Annotated in this window: 12 protein-coding genes; all 12 read left to right on the forward strand. The window is 51.0% G+C overall.

Annotation, left to right across the window (positions count from 1 at the left end):
• Nucleotides 1-782 (forward strand): immune inhibitor A (locus HY768_00205; protein MBI4725645.1); only part of this gene is annotated, 782 nt, incomplete at its 5' end.
• On the forward strand, nucleotides 728-940 hold the full coding sequence (locus HY768_00210) for a T9SS type A sorting domain-containing protein (protein ID MBI4725646.1): 213 nt from the start codon (nucleotides 728-730) through the stop codon (nucleotides 938-940). The genes HY768_00205 and HY768_00210, both read left to right, overlap by 55 nt.
• A 73-nt stretch (nucleotides 941-1,013) precedes the next feature.
• Nucleotides 1,014-3,653 (forward strand): T9SS type A sorting domain-containing protein, encoded by a 2,640-nt coding sequence (locus HY768_00215; GenBank protein ID MBI4725647.1) that lies wholly within the window; start codon nucleotides 1,014-1,016, stop codon nucleotides 3,651-3,653.
• A gap of 39 nt (nucleotides 3,654-3,692) precedes the next feature.
• Entirely contained in the window at nucleotides 3,693-5,363 is a 1,671-nt protein-coding gene (locus HY768_00220; protein ID MBI4725648.1) for a carboxypeptidase regulatory-like domain-containing protein, read from the forward strand.
• Nucleotides 5,364-5,658: 295 nt separating this feature from the next.
• Nucleotides 5,659-6,909, forward strand: a complete 1,251-nt coding sequence (locus HY768_00225; GenBank protein MBI4725649.1) for an NAD(P)/FAD-dependent oxidoreductase — start codon at nucleotides 5,659-5,661, stop codon at nucleotides 6,907-6,909.
• On the forward strand, nucleotides 6,909-8,525 hold the full coding sequence (locus HY768_00230) for a sensor domain-containing diguanylate cyclase (GenBank protein ID MBI4725650.1): 1,617 nt from the start codon (nucleotides 6,909-6,911) through the stop codon (nucleotides 8,523-8,525). Before HY768_00225 ends, HY768_00230 begins: the two co-directional genes overlap by 1 nt.
• Nucleotides 8,526-8,562: 37 nt before the next feature.
• A complete protein-coding gene (locus tag HY768_00235; protein ID MBI4725651.1) occupies nucleotides 8,563-9,846 on the forward strand; it encodes a UDP-glucose/GDP-mannose dehydrogenase family protein in 1,284 nt (427 codons plus the stop codon).
• The gene (locus tag HY768_00240) at nucleotides 9,843-10,775 is read left to right on the forward strand and encodes an SDR family oxidoreductase (GenBank protein MBI4725652.1); all 933 of its coding nucleotides are present in this window, start codon (nucleotides 9,843-9,845) and stop codon (nucleotides 10,773-10,775) included. Before HY768_00235 ends, HY768_00240 begins: the two co-directional genes overlap by 4 nt.
• Before the next feature lie 11 nt (nucleotides 10,776-10,786).
• The gene (locus HY768_00245; GenBank protein ID MBI4725653.1) at nucleotides 10,787-12,367 is read left to right on the forward strand and encodes a glycosyltransferase family 39 protein; all 1,581 of its coding nucleotides are present in this window, start codon (nucleotides 10,787-10,789) and stop codon (nucleotides 12,365-12,367) included.
• Nucleotides 12,367-13,050: a glycosyltransferase family 2 protein gene (locus HY768_00250; protein MBI4725654.1), complete on the forward strand. Its 684-nt coding sequence runs from the start codon at nucleotides 12,367-12,369 to the stop codon at nucleotides 13,048-13,050. The genes HY768_00245 and HY768_00250 overlap by 1 nt, the downstream gene beginning before the upstream one ends.
• Nucleotides 13,050-14,651, forward strand: a complete 1,602-nt coding sequence (locus tag HY768_00255) for a glycosyltransferase family 39 protein (protein ID MBI4725655.1) — start codon at nucleotides 13,050-13,052, stop codon at nucleotides 14,649-14,651. The genes HY768_00250 and HY768_00255 overlap by 1 nt, the downstream gene beginning before the upstream one ends.
• The gene (locus tag HY768_00260) at nucleotides 14,641-15,600 is read left to right on the forward strand and encodes a glycosyltransferase family 2 protein (protein ID MBI4725656.1); all 960 of its coding nucleotides are present in this window, start codon (nucleotides 14,641-14,643) and stop codon (nucleotides 15,598-15,600) included. Before HY768_00255 ends, HY768_00260 begins: the two co-directional genes overlap by 11 nt.
• Nucleotides 15,601-15,607 lie beyond the last annotated feature (7 nt).

Here is a 15,607-nt window from a genome sequence, read left to right on the forward strand (position 1 = left end):
CCTCTTACGGAGACATTGGGGCCAACGACAGCGCGGCTTCTGATCCATCTTATTATGTAACGGTCGGCGCTCCGCCGGTTTCGCCATATTTTGCCTGGGTAAGGCTTGATATTAGCGCCTTGGGAGGCGGTTATGCCAAGACCGACAGCTTTAGGGTGGTGATTGGCAGCGCCGGGTATTTTGATAATGTGGAGGATACGAATATCACGGCAAAAGTTACGGCTGAATCCCAGTGGCATATAACCGGACAAAGTTTCTACAGCTCCGCCCACAGCTGGTGGTGCGGCGACAGCGCTTCGGGCCAATACGGCAATTCGCTGAACGCCTCGCTTACCCCGCCGGATATTATCCTGGGACCCAACAGCACTCTAAGTTTTTGGCATAAATACGATAGCGAAGTTGGCTACGACTATTGCTATGTGGAATACAGCACCAACAGCGGGGGCAGTTGGAATCAGAAGGCTCCGTTTAACGGGTCTCAGACTTCATGGGTCAAACAAACATATGATCTGTCGTCTTTGGCATCAGGTACTGTTATTAAAATACGGTTTCGCTTTACCTCCGACGCTGGGGTAACCGGCTTAGGCTGGTATGTGGATGACATCAGGGTTCAGGAGATCACCGGGGTCTCTGAAACAATTATTGAACCAGCCCTGCCGGCGGGAATAAAATTGGGTTTGGCCTATCCCAATCCGGCTTCTGACGGTGCCGTCATTAGTTATCAAAACTGCCGAATAAAACCTCGCTGGAACTTAAAGTATATAACATCACCGGCCAGGTAGTCAAGACCATTGACCTGGGAACCAAAGATCCGGGATATCAAAAAGTGTATTGGGACGGCAGAGACCAAAATAATCAAAGGGTGGCGGCCGGAGTTTATTTTTACCAGCTTAACGCCGCCGGTTTTTCGGCCACCAAAAAATTAATCATGGTAAAATAGGAAATACAAAACTAAACCGGGCGTTTTCCAGACAAAAGAAAACGCCCATCAATTATTAGAAAGGAAGGCCGCCATGAAAAGGATCATTCTATCTATCCTGTCTGTAGTGTTTTTTAGCATTCAGGCAGACGCAATCAAACAGCTGGTTTTGATGAAATATTCTGATAAAGCCGGGCTGGAAAAAATACTCAGCAATTCCAATCTTGATGTACTGAAAATAAAAAATAATTACGGCGTAGAATGCCTGGCCGATGATTCCGAAGTATCCAGCCTGAAAAGCCAGGGATTCTCCATAGACGTGATCATTGCCGATGTTATTGCCTATAACCGGAAGATCAAGGCCAATTATAAGTCGGATACTTTTGGCCCCTACTACAGCTATGCCGAGGCCGTGGCCGAAATGAACCAGCTGCACGCCCAGTATCCATCTTTGGTTTCTGCGCCGGAATCGCTGGGCGCCGGGTGGGAACACCGTCCGGTGTGGGCTTTTAAAGTGTCAAGCAGTCCCACCTCTGACAACGGCAAGCCTGGCGTTCTTTACACCGGAGTTCACCACGCCCGGGAACCTATAGGCGTGACCATAAATCTGGGATTTGCCAGATATCTCTGCCAGAATTACAACTCCGATCCCGGCATAAAAACATTGTTAGACAACCGCCAGATATGGTTTGTTCCGATAGTCAATCCCGACGGCTACGTGTTCAACCAGACATATCCAGACTCCATGTGGCGCAAGAACCGCCGCAACAACGGCGACGGGACCTACGGGGTGGACCCGAACCGGAATTATCCCTATAGGTGGGGTTACGATGATGTCGGCTCCAGTCCCACCCCGTCGTCCGAAACCTATCGCGGCCCTTCCGCCGGTTCCGAGCCGGAGATCCAGGCGGTGATGGCTTTGATGAGCCGGGAGGGGTACTTTAAAACGGCGCTTAACTACCACAGCTACAGCAATATGTGGATTTATCCCTGGGGTTATGTATCTGAGAATGTTCCGGATTCTTTGGTCTACCGGGATCTGGCCAAGGAGGTCGCCAGTTACAACGGCTACAGTTACGGCACATCCTGGGAGCTTTTATATAACACCAACGGCGATGCCGACGACTATATGTATAAGGAAGAACCGGATAAACCAAAATGTTTTGCCTTTACCCCGGAGGTGGGCGAGTGGTTCTGGCAGGCCGACACCAGCATCATCGTCCAGCAATTTAACGATAACCTGATGCCGAATATCCTAACTGCCCAGGCCGCCGGTCTGTATCTGGCAGCCACCGGGCAGACTTCCATCTCCGGGGGGGATGGCGATACCATAGCCGAGCCGGGCGAGATGGTAAATATGCTGGTCCAGCTTAAAAACCGGGCCATGGATCAAACCGCGATTTCGGTTACGGCCGTTATTAAAAGTGATGATCCCTATATAAATATAAAGCAGGCGGCTGCCGGATATGGCGATTTCCTTTCCCGGCAAAATAAAAATAACGTTTCCGCGCCGTACCAGTTGGATATTGATCCAGGCTGCCCGCTCGGACATCCGGCTTTGTTTAAAACCGGTATAACCTGTAATACTGGAGAAATGTTCAGCGACAGCTTTAAATTGACCATCGGACAACTGGCCCGCTTTGACACGGTATTTGCCGACTCGGTTGAGAATGGCGAGGGTGCATGGACTCACAGCGGCGGCGGTGATCTTTGGCATATCACCACCTACTCCAGCCATACGCCCAGCCACAGTTGGTACTGTGGGAACGAGGGGAGTTGGCAATATAACGATGACATGAATTGCCGGCTCGCTTCCGGCCCCATATCCTCTGAACGATTTAAGGCTCTGGAATTTTGGACCAGATACGGTTTGGAAACCGACTACGATTACGGTTATGTGGAAATCTCCACCGATGGCGGCGCAACTTGGAAGAAGCTTGATTCAAGTTTTAATGGCACTGCCGGATGGACCAAAAAAGTCATTGATTTAAGCGGTTATTCAGGAACCATTAAATTGGGGTTTCGCCTTTTTTCGGACATGTATGTGACCGATGAGGGCTGGTATTTGGATGACATTCTGGTAACCGGCGATACTAGCAGCAACCAACCTCCCGGCAGCCCGGCGCCGATTTCCCCGGCCGGCGGGGTAGTGGTTTTAGACCCCCTGCCCTATTTGACCGTAAGTAATTCCGGCGATCCCAATGGCGATGTTCTGTCCTACGGATTTAGCGTCTACTCCGATTCTCTGTTGACCAATATCTATGCCCAGGGAAAAAATGTGGTCTCCGGGTCCGGTACTACGGCTTGGCAGTTAAATAAAGCCCTGGTTCCAGGCCATTATTGGTGGAGAGCGTATGCCGATGACGGTAAAGAGAGAGGCTTGTTCTGCGATAAAGCCGATTTTGTCTATCAACCTACCGGGGTGCAGGATAAACCGGAACTCCCGGCGATTCCAAAAATCTACGCCATGGGACAGTTTTCCCCCAATCCTAGCAACGGATCCGCCGTGGTAAAATATCAGCTTCCCAAGGCCGGCCGGGTAAATCTGAAGATCTATAACGTTACCGGGCAAGTCATTAAAACCCTATCAAACGGCCACAAAACGGCCGGGTATTATTCCATCGGCTGGGATGGCCGCGACGATTGGGGGCAAAAGGTCCGTTCAGGAATTTATTTCTACCAGTTACAAACCCCGGGTTATTCCTCAACCAAGAAAATCACGGTGATTAGGTGAACGATACAACTTTAGTCGTGCTTTAAGGGAAAGACGGTTATGAAGAAGGTCCTGTTATTAATCCCTGTCTTGCTGTTGCTTCTGGCCTCGGGAAACCTTTGGGCCCAGCAGATAGATTTGATCCCGGTGAAGATATTTATCTCTTCGCATGACGATGTCTACAAGTTCCAGGCCCTGGGCGTGGGCATAGAGGAACTGCGTAAAGGGTATATAGAGGCCCGGGTCACAAAGGCCAAATATGCGGAACTGCAAGTCCTGGGCTGGATGGTGGAGAAAATAGAACCAGTTATAGTTGATGAGAAAATAGTATCCGCCTACCACAACTACGACTGGCTTACGGCCAAGCTGGATTCGGCCCATAATAATTATCCCAATATTACCAAACTGATCTCCATCGGCGCTTCGGTTCAAGGCCGAGAGCTTTGGGCGCTGATGGTGTCCGATAATCCAGATAGCGCTGAAAACGAGGCCGAGTTGCGCTTTGCCGCCACTATCCACGGAAACGAGCCGGTGGGAACCGAGCTGTGTATAGCTATGATAGATTCTCTTACGCAGTGTTATGACAGCATTCCCGCCATAAAAGATCTGGTAGATAATCGTGAAATATGGTTCTTGCCGATGTTCAATCCCGACGGCCACGCCGCCAACAGCCGTTACAACGCCAACGGAATGGATTTGAACAGGAATTATCCCGTGCCCGACGGTTCAATTGGTGATGACGGTACGTATGCTGTCGAACTTGAAAACCAGAACATGATGAATTGGGTTAATTCCAGGCATTTTGTTTTGGGCTGCATGTATCATGAGGGCGCCGTAGTAGTTAACTATCAATGGGACTACAGCGGTGCTCCAACTCCCGATGATCGACTAATCAGAGAAGTATCGCTGGGATATGCGCGGCTTAATAGTTTACTATATAATGAAAATTACGATTACGATAACGATGGACAAGCCGATAGCGGCGTGGTGTTTGGATATTATTGGTATCCGGTATCCGGTTCTTTGCAGGATTGGTCGTATTTTGCCAACTCCTGTATAGATTTAACGATAGAAATTGACACCTTAAAAACTCCACCCGCTTCGCACCTTCCCCAGCGGTGGGCAGATAACCGCAGTTCAATGCTGTATCTTATCCGCCAGTCCGGATTGGGCATCCAGGGCATAGTTACCGATTCGGCCTCTGGCCAGCCTTTGGACTTTGTTCAGGTTGAGGTGGTCGGAATTAATAAGTCTGTTTACACCGACACCATCGGCGACTATCACCGGATGCTGCTTTCGGGGACCTACGATTTTACATTTTCCAAGGAAGGATATTTCCCCAAGACCATCAGCGGCGTCCGGGTCAACTACGACAGCCTGACCATTCTGGACGTAGCCCTGGCCAAAGACCCGGGGGAAGTAACCGGGGGAAAGCCTTCGGAAATAGTCTGGCAAAAAGGTCAGCTCTTAAATAACAGGCCAAATCCCTTCAGCAATCAGACGGCCATCAATTACCAGATCGCAAAATCAGGAATAGTCAGCCTGAAGGTATACAATGCGGCCGGGCAATTAGTAAGGATATTAGATGAGGGATATCGGATCTCGGGGGAACATAGCGTTAACTGGGACGGCCGGGACAAGAGCGGCAAGAATGTTTCCAACGGGGTATACATTTATCGACTTCAGGCCGGGGATATTAGCCAAACCAGAAAGATGGTAGTTTTGAGGTAAATCAGGGTGTTGATTTGAACAAAACGAGGTGTTTCAGGTAGGGTAAAAAATTGTCCCAAGGCAAAGATAATCGTTCTACGGTCATTTAAATCAGCCGTTTTTTAGAGGGGTCAGATTTCCGATTTCAAATCAACAGCCTGTAAATCTTGTAAAATATCCTAATAGCCCAAATCAATATTTTGACTTGGGCTATTTTATTTTGATAAATATATTTTAACAAATATATTGCAAGCGCGCCGTAAATTTGGTATCATACGATGTTAAACTATTTGCCGCAATTGCAGTTAGGTAAACTATAATTTCCAAATCCACGGACAAAAAAATATTGATAATCGGCGGCGGGCCGGCCGGCATGATGGCTGCGATAACTGCGGCCAGGGCAGGCTCACAGGTCATGCTGTTGGAAAAAATGCCGGCTTTGGGCCGCAAGCTGTTGCTTACCGGCCAGGGCCGTTGCAACGTCACCAATAACCTTGATCCCAGGCAGTTTATAGCCGACTGCGGTCCCGGCGCCCGTTTTTTGTATGGAGCCTTGGACCGTTTTTCCAGCCAGGATACTCTGGATTTCTTTGAACAGCTGGGAGTGCGCATGGTGCTGGAGCGGGGCGGAAGGTTTTTTCCCGAATCCCAAAAATCCAGAGACATATTGCTGGCTCTGCAAAAAGCCCTGAAGCAGGCCGGGGTGGAAGTAATCACCAATGCCAGGGTCTTAAATATTTCGAAACAACTTCAAGGTTATAGAATATCTACACCGGGCAAGACATACTCTGCCGATACCCTGATAATAGCCACTGGGGGAAAATCCTATCCGGCCACCGGTTCCACCGGGGACGGTTACGGTTTGGCCAAAACCTTCGGGCATATAATTGTCCCGCCTAGGCCCAGCGATGTGCCGCTGACCATTAAGGAAGATTTTGTCAAACAGCTTCAGGGATTAAGCCTGAAGAATGTGGCGTTGAATTTTTCCCAGGGCAAAAAAAAGATCTCTTTTTTCGGGGAGATGTTGTTTACCCATTACGGCATATCCGGGCCGATAGCGCTGGATGCCAGCAGACAGGTTGGCCGGTGGCTTAAGGATGGACCAGCGCAATGTTCAATAGACCTGAAGCCCGCTCTGTCAAACGAAATTCTGGATCAGCGGCTGCTGCGCGACATGGATCTGCAGGGCAGGAAGACCTACAAAAATTTTTTGAAAGGACTGCTGCCAGCCAGCCTGATCCCGGTATTCTGTTCCCTATCCCGGATAAGCCCGGATGCCTTAGTCAATCAACTGAACAAAGAACAGCGGGGCGCGACAAAAAAACTGCTGAAGGGAATAAATTTCACCGTCACCGGTTTAAGGGGCTATGACGAAGCGGTGGTTACCGCCGGCGGAGTGGATTTATCAGAGGTTAATCCCAAAACCATGGAATCAAAAAAAACTTCAGGGCTTTATTTTTGCGGGGAAGTGCTGGATCTGGACGGACCCTGCGGCGGCTATAATCTGCAGATAGCCTGGTCCACCGGATTTGCGGCCGGAAGCAGCGCAACCGGACGGTCTTTCTGATGAACGATAAAATTCAAGACATAAACCAGGAACAAAGACATCTGGAGGTGATGTCGGCCTGGGTGCGTTGGGCGGTGCTGTTCCTGGCGGCGCTGCTGACGGCGGCGCATCCCGAACAGCTGGGATACAGCGGGCTGGGGCTGATCATCGTGCTGACCGGGGCGGCGGTTTATAACCTGCTGATAATTCTGGCCAGTGCCAGGATCTTTGATGTTTTAAGGCGCCGGTCCATTACCCTGGGATTTGATCTGGTTTTCGCCACCCTGCTGATCGCTTTCACCGGGGGAAGTCGCAGCCAGTTCTTTTACCTTTATTATCTGGCCGTGATCTGGGCGGCCCTGCTGGGCAGCCGCCAGGGAGCTCTTAAAGCCGCGGGCGCGTCGATAGTCCTTTATTTTGCGGCGCTGGCCTGGCGCCGGGAATTGGTGCGGGAACAATTGTTTTTATATGATCTGTTGTTTAAAATCGGCCTGCTGTCGTTGACCGCCTTTTGGGCCGGTTTTATTTCCGACCAGCAGAAGCTCTGGCGCAGCCGCCACCTGGAGCTGAGCCGGGCGGCAGACGAGTGGACCCGCACCGTCTCTAATATCCACTCGGCTGCCATGTTTGGGATCGGAGCGCTGATATCCTCCTCCAAGGATATAGAGGAAACCCTGGGGCTGACCCTGGACGCCATCGAGGACATAGTAAAATCCGACCGCTGCTCCATTCTCCTTTTAGACTTCGACACCAGGGAACTGGTGCTGCGGGCTGCCCGGGGGATGAGGGCCGGGATGGTGGGCAAGCTGCGGCTGCAAGCAGATCAGGGAATCGCCGGAGAAGTGCTTAAGACCGGCCTTCCCAAGAACGTTCCCGACACCGACCTGGAGCCGATGTTCGTGCCCTCGCCCAAGGGATATGATAAGATCCGCTCCATGCTGGTGTTTCCCTTGATGGTCAGGGAAAAAAGGATGGGAGTGATCAACATCTCCGAGGTCAAGGGCAAAAGGGAGTTCACACCCAGCGAGCTTTCGGCCATCAAATTGATCGCCGATTACGCGGCCCTGGCCCTGGAAAACGCCGGCATCATGGAAGAGAAGGAGAGGGAAGCCACCACCGACGGCCTGACCGGGCTTTACAACTACCGTTATTTTTGGGAAGAACTGGTGCTCTTATTGAAAGATGAAAAGCAACATCCCCTGTCCCTGATCTGGATGGACCTGGACCACTTCAAGGAATACAACGACGTCTTCGGACACCTTAAGGGAAGCGAGATACTGAAAAGGATGGGCAACATAATCGGGTCGGTCCTGGCCGGACAATCTCCGGTGATCTGCCGGTACGGCGGAGACGAATTTGCGGTAATCCTCAAGAACTCCGACAAAGGCCAAACCTGCCGGGCGGCCGAGGCCGTCAGGATTTCCATCTATCGGACCGAATTCTCCCAGACCCGCCCCGACGGGAAAAAACTTTCGGCCAGTCTGGGGGTGGCTGTCTTTCCGGGCGATGCCAGGGACGGCAGGGAGCTGGTGGAAAAGGCCGACCAGGCCATGTACTTCGCCAAAGAGCAGGGCAAGAACCGGGTAGCCTGCTGGGCCTCGGATAAAATAATTCTGACGGGCGGATTTGAAAGATAAAAAACTAATAAAAAATATAAAAAACCGGGAGAAGATCATGAAGTTAGCAATAGTGGGGACCGGATATGTGGGTCTGGTCTCCGGGGTTTGTTTTGCCGAATGGGGCCACCAGGTAATCTGCGTGGATAATGATGAACGGAAGATCAATATGCTTAAGAAAGGCCAGATCCCGATATACGAGCCCGGGCTGAAGGAATTGATGGACAAGAACCTTTCCCATCTTACCTTTACCGCTTCCATCGAAGAAGCCACCGATAAATCGGACATCATCTTCATCGCCGTGGGTACGCCGCCCCGTCCCAACGGGGAAGCCGACCTGTCGGCGGTGGAAACCGTGGCCGCCACCGTGGCCCGCCGGATGAAGTCCTACAAACTGGTAGTGGAGAAGTCCACCGTGCCGGTGCAGACCGGCGACCAGGTCAAACGCACCATGGCCTTGAACAACGTCAACAAAGTGGAATTTGACGTGGCCTCCAATCCCGAGTTCTTAAGGGAAGGCACGGCCATCGAGGATTCCTTAAAGCCCGACCGGGTGGTGTTTGGCACCGACTCCGAGAGGGCCAGGAAAATGCTGATGGAATTATACAGCCCCCTGGGCTGTCCCATAGTGGCCACCGACATCCAGAGCTCGGAGCTGATCAAGCATGCCTCCAATTCATTCCTGGCCATGAAGATCTCCTTCATCAACGCGGTTTCGGTAATCTGCGAAAAATCCGGGGCCAACGTGGAACAGGTGGCCTACGGCATGGGGCTGGACAAGAGGATCGGCCGGTCCTTTTTGAGCGCCGGGATCGGGTTCGGCGGTTTCTGTTTTCCCAAGGATCTGCAGGCTTTCATCCGGATCTCGGAAAAATTAGGCTACGATTTCAAATTGCTGAAGGAGGTTGAAGGGATCAATGACCAGCAAAAGATCAACTTCGTGAAAAAGATCGAAGAGACGGTGTGGAACATTTCGGGCAAGACCATCGGAATTCTGGGGCTGGCCTTTAAGCCCAACACCGACGACATGCGGTTTGCCCCGTCCATCGAAATCATAGAAGCCCTGCAGAAGGACGGAGCAAAGGTCAAGGCCTACGATCCGGTTTCCATGGACCGGGCCAGGCAGATTTTAAAGGGTGTCCAATACTGCGACAACCCCTACGATGCGGCCAGGGATGCCGATTGTTTGGCTATCGTCACCGAATGGGACGAGTTCAAAAACCTGGATATGTCAAAAATAAAATCCCTGCTGAAAGTTCCGGCCCTAGTGGACGGACGCAATATCTTTGACCCCCGGAAAATGAAAGAACTTGGCTTTACCTACAAGGGAATCGGTCGATGAGGATACTGGTGGCCGGGGGGGCGGGCTTTCTAGGCTCCCACTTGTGCGACCGTCTGCTGATCGACGGACATCAGGTCCTGGCCCTGGACAATTTGATCACCGGGAGCTTAGAGAACATCAGCCGCCTGCAGCATCGGGACGATTTTAATTTCATCGAGCAGGACGTGACCAAGCCGTTCAAGATCGGGGGGCCGGTTGATTTCATATTTGACCTGGCCTCGCCGGCCAGCCCGATAGATTTTGTGAAGATCCCGATGGAGATACTGCTGGCGGGATCGTATGGGGTGCATAATCTGCTGGAACTGGCCAAGGCTAAGAAGGCCGGGTTTCTTTTAACATCCACTTCCGAGGTCTACGGCGATCCGCTGGTGCATCCCCAGAGCGAGGACTACTGGGGCAATGTCAATCCCATCGGGCCGCGCAGCGTCTACGACGAGTCCAAACGCTATGCCGAGGCCCTGACCATGGCCTATCACCGGTTCCACCGCATCGATATCAGGATAGTCAGGATATTCAACACCTACGGTCCCCGGATGCGCTTGGACGACGGGCGGGTGGTGCCCACCCTGATCGACCAGGCCCTAAACAACCGCCCCCTGTCTGTCTTTGGGGACGGCAGCCAGACCCGCAGTTTCTGTTACTCCTCGGACCTGATCGAGGGAATCTATTTGGCCATGAAGTCAGCTGAACACCAACCCATCAACCTGGGCAACCCCCATGAGATGACCATCCTGGCGTTCGCCCAGGCCATTCAAAAGTACACAGGCGCCAAATCCACCATTGAGAATAAACCTCTGCCGGCCGACGATCCCAAAGTAAGGAGGCCGGATATTAGCCGGGCAAAAAGAGTTTTGAACTGGGAGCCGAAGGTCGGCTTTGAGCAAGGAATAAAACAGACGATAGATTGGTTCGCTGAAAAAAACAACTAATAGAAAACAGGATGCGGCTAAGCGTAAAGTTCCCCAGATATTTAGTCCTGGGGATAATATTGCTGATAGGGCTGATGCTGAGGGCAGAGGGCCTGAAGTGGGGGATTCCCAAAGCTCCTTACTGGAAGGCGTATCATCCGGACGAAAGAGTGGCCTTTGCCAACCTATTGGTTATGACCACTTCCGGGGGAAAGCTCAATCCCCATTATTTTGTAAATCCCACCTTTCATTACTACCTGATAGGTTCGGTTTGGTGGGTCGCGAAAACTGCAAAGATTGTTCCATCATTTAAGGATATAATAGATGAAACTCCATCGGTAACCCTGGAGGATGTAACCAATATCTGGCTAATAGCCAGGTCAATAAGCGTGGCTTTGGGTGTCCTTACGATATTACTGACATATCTTTTAGGCTTGGAGATATTTAAAAGCGAAACCTATGCCGTTGCCGGGGCTTGGCTGGCGTCTGTAATGCCGACATTAGTGGTGCAGTCCCATTATCTGACGGTGGACGGTCCGGTGGGGTTTTGGTTTTTGGCGGCGCTGCTTTTGATAATCAGGGCTTTCAGAGACAATAAGTTTTGGCTGTGGATGGCGGCCGGTTTGGTATCGGGACTTTCGGTGGCTACCAAATACAACGCCCTGTTGGGAATAATATTTGTTTTTACCGTTTTTTTAGTCCGGCAAAAATCAAGCCGGGCCGGGCAGATAGCAAAAGCGCGGATCAAGGTGGCGATCTTTGCCGGAGGTCTCAGCGCTGGATTTTTATTGGGATGCCCATATTCGGTGTTGTCTTTCGGCGAGTGGAAGAATGGCATCAATGGTTTGCTTTATTATAACGATTTTGCCACAGATTGGCTCTATCCCTGGCTGCAAACCAGTCGCTATTCCTTGGGTTGGCCTGGCTGGGTACTGTTTCTGGCCTCTTTGTTTTCGATCTTTATAAAACCCGATAAATGGAGGACGGTCCTGGGCGCGGGCATAATTCCGTATTTTATAATTTACGGTTATAAGGCATCACCCTACATGAGGCACATGGTGCTTATTATTCCTCTGATGATACTGCTGATCATTTATGCCCTAATGAAAGCCGGGGGATATTTCTGGCATCGCAGCTTCAAATTAATAGTTGGCGGACTTATCTTTCTAACATCCAGTTACGCTTTGGCCAACAGCCTGGCCTGGGTGAAAGTAATGTCGGGCCAGGATACCAGGGAGGAAGCGGCTGAGTACATCAAACAGAACATACCGTTGGGATCCAATATCGGACTGGCCGGCAGGTACTGGTTCTACACCCCGCCGTTGGAGGAGAGTGAATATAACCTGATTCGTCTTGAATACCAGCCGGCTATATTGGGCAACTTTTATCCCCCGCTGGTCATCATAAGTGAATATGAGTCCAAACAATACGCCTTCTGCCGGGTGGCTCCCGAAATAAGGAACGATTTCTTCAAGATGCTCAAACAACATTACCGGGTAAACCGGGTATTTAAAAAGGTTCCGCAGTGTTGCGGAATAAAATTCGAAGGCTATCCTCTGGCTGATTGGAATTATTTCTACCCCGAGATAACTATTTACGAAAGGTCCTTTTAATGAAACTTTCCGTGATCATGCCGGTCTACAACGAAAAGGCCACCATCGAAAAGATCATCTCCCGGGTGCTGGCAGTTCCGGTCGAAAAGGAACTGGTGATAGTGGACGACCATTCCACCGACGGCACCAGGGACATCCTGAAAACCTTTGAAGGCAAACCCAGCATCAAGATATCCTATCATCCCTACAATCTGGGCAAGGGGGCTGGGATCCGCACCGGAATCCGGGAATGCACCGGGGACATAGTGATCATCCAGGATGCCGATCTGGAGTATTCCCCCGAAGAATATCCCAAGCTGATCGAGCCCATCGTGCGGGGCGCAGCCGACGTGGTCTACGGCTCACGATTCTACGGCACCCACCGGGTTTTCATGGTCTGGCATTACCTGGGGAACAAGTTCCTGACGGCTTTTACCAATGTCCTGTATAACACCATGCTGACCGATATGGAGACCTGCTATAAGGTTTTCCGGGCCGAGGTGCTGAAAAATCTGGAACTGAAATCCAACCGTTTTGACATCGAGCCGGAGATCACCGCTAAAATATTTAAGAACCGTAAACTCAGGGTCTATGAGATGCCCATTACCTACGACGGGCGGGATTACGACGAAGGCAAGAAGATCACCTGGCTGGACGCCCTGCCTGCCATCTGGACCCTGATCAAATACCGGTTCACAGATTGATGGGCAAAAATAAAAAAATATCACCCCAAAACGAAGCAACAAACCGCCAGGGTTTTGATCTGCCGGGCTGGGCGGAAAAACATTCACAATGGCGATTGATTTCCGTGTTGGCGTTGTTCGTCGTCCTTTCGCTGCTGCTGTTTGATCCCAAGCCGTTCGTGGGCGGGGATAATGCGGCCTATGTGTCGCTGTCAAAATCGCTGGCCCAGGGCAAGGGACTGACCGAGGTCTGGACGCCGGAGGGGAAGCCCCATACCCAGTATCCCTTCGGCTTTCCGCTGCTGCTGGCCCCGGTCTCACTTTTGAAACTGCCGTATGCCTGGTACAAGCTGATCCCCTGGCTGTCGGGGCTGTTGTCCCTGCTGGCTTTCGGGTTGCTGGTCAGGGATGACAAAAAAGTTCTTTATGCACTGCCGGTTTTCCTGCTGGCAATAAATCCGTATTTCCTGGAATATACCCATTGGGTGCTTTCCGAACTGCCGTTCACGTTTTTTGTTTTGCTGACCTTCCTGCTGTTGAAACGTTGGGAAGACAAAGGGGGGCATCTATGGCTGGCGGGGGCCATTCTGTCCTCGGTCTTCGCCAATCATACCCGCAGCGCAGGGATCGCATTGTATCTGGGGATCTTCCTGTACCTGCTTTTCAAGAGGAAGTTCAAAGCATCGGCGGTATTCATTGGCGGGTGCATCGCGCTGACCCTGCCCTGGGCCCTGCGGAACAGCCATTACGGGACCTCCGGCGGATACCTGGACCAGTTTTTGATGCGCGATCCTTATCAGCCGGAATCGGGCTTTTTGGGGATCGGTGGGTTGGTCCAGAGATTTTTTGCCAACGGCAAAATATATTTTTCCAATATGATGCCCCAGATGCTGTTTCCGGCGGCCGATGACTGGGGACTATCCGGCGGCCGGGCGATCATAACCCTGCTGGCTGTGGTTCCGTCAATTACTGTCCTTATAGCCAGGGTCGTCAGAAGTCCCAAAGGATACGACGGGTTCGTCCTTATCTATCTTGGCATGTCCCTACTGTGGCCGGAAACCTGGTCAGACATTCGCTTTCTGCTGCCGCTGCTGCCGTTCTTGTTGTTTTATATGGTCCAGGCTTATCGCTATCTCCTTACCCGCCTATTCAAAGAAAAGGCACTATGGCCGGCAGTGATAATGATTCTGCTTGTTGCTGCAGCCAATGTCTCATCCGGTTGGAACAAGATAGCCAGCAATCTGGAGGCTGGGAAATATTACTCCCGGGATAAATATTCCGGGTACGACCCGGCCTGGCGCAGTTTTTTTGCGGCGGCGGAATGGATCAAAGATAATACGCCGGAGACCAGCGCGGTAGTTTCCCGCAAGCCATCTTTGTTCTATTTATCATCCAACCGGAAATCTTATTGTTATCCCTTTACCGCCAACCGGGACTCGGTGCTTAAGGAAATAGACCGGGCCGACTATATTATGGTGGAGCCGGTCAGCGGCACCGGGCAGAAATATCTAATACCGGTGGTCCAGCCGTTATTGGATAAAAAATTCAAAATAATATATGCCAACGGAAATCCGCCAACCTATGTGTTGCAGGTTGTAAAGGAGATTGAAAATGCCAGATAAAATCAACCTCTCGGTGGTCATTCCGGTTTACAACGAGGAAGAGAACATTGCCGAGCTCTCGGCGCGGTTAACCACGGTCTGTCGGGGCCTTGGTAAAAGCTACGAAATCCTTTATGTGGATGATGGAAGCAAGGACGGTACCCTTGAGGCGATCAAAAAAGCCAAGTTGAAGGATAAGAACATCTATGCTATCCGTCTGGCTAAGAATTTTGGTAAAGCCGGGGCTTATGGAGCCGGTTTCCACGCGGCCCAGGGCGATATCATAATTACCATGGACGGGGATCTTCAGGATCGGCCCGAGCAAATCCCAGATTTTCTTAAGAGAATAGATGAAGGATACGATCTGGTAACCGGATGGAAATATACCGGAAAAGGGAAAAGGGCTGTATCCTCAAAACTCTTTAATTCTTGGGTGCAAAGGCTCACTAAACTTAAAGATATTCACGATACCAATTGTCCCTTCAAGGCGTACCGGGCAGAAATTGTCAGTAGCCGCGAGGAGAACAAGCACGCCGGTTTGTGGATCTATGGCAACTTATACCGTTTCATACCTGCGATGGCATTCTGGAAGGGTTACCGGGTAACCGAGATCAAGGTTGAGAATGATCCACGCCGCCACGGGCAGACGAAATATGGACCTGCCCGGTTTGTCGGCGGGTTTTTGGATCTGTTGACTGTGATATTTTTGACCCAATATATCAAAAGACCGATGTACTTTTTTGCGGTGTTAGGCCTGCCCATGATTCTGACGGGTATATTACTAGATTCAGTCATAGTAATTTGGGGCCTGGTAGAGGATGGGCGGGTGGGACATTTTGCGCTTTTGATATTGGGTCTGGTAGCGGTAATAATCGGCATTCAGTTTATTTTTACAGGGTTGCTGGCCGAAATGATAGTTCGTTTGCATCAAGAACAACGCAGGGATATTCCAATTTTTATAAAATACTAAAGACTTT

This window comes from candidate division TA06 bacterium (assembly GCA_016208585.1).
Lineage (GTDB): Bacteria > Edwardsbacteria > AC1 > AC1 > EtOH8 > UBA5202.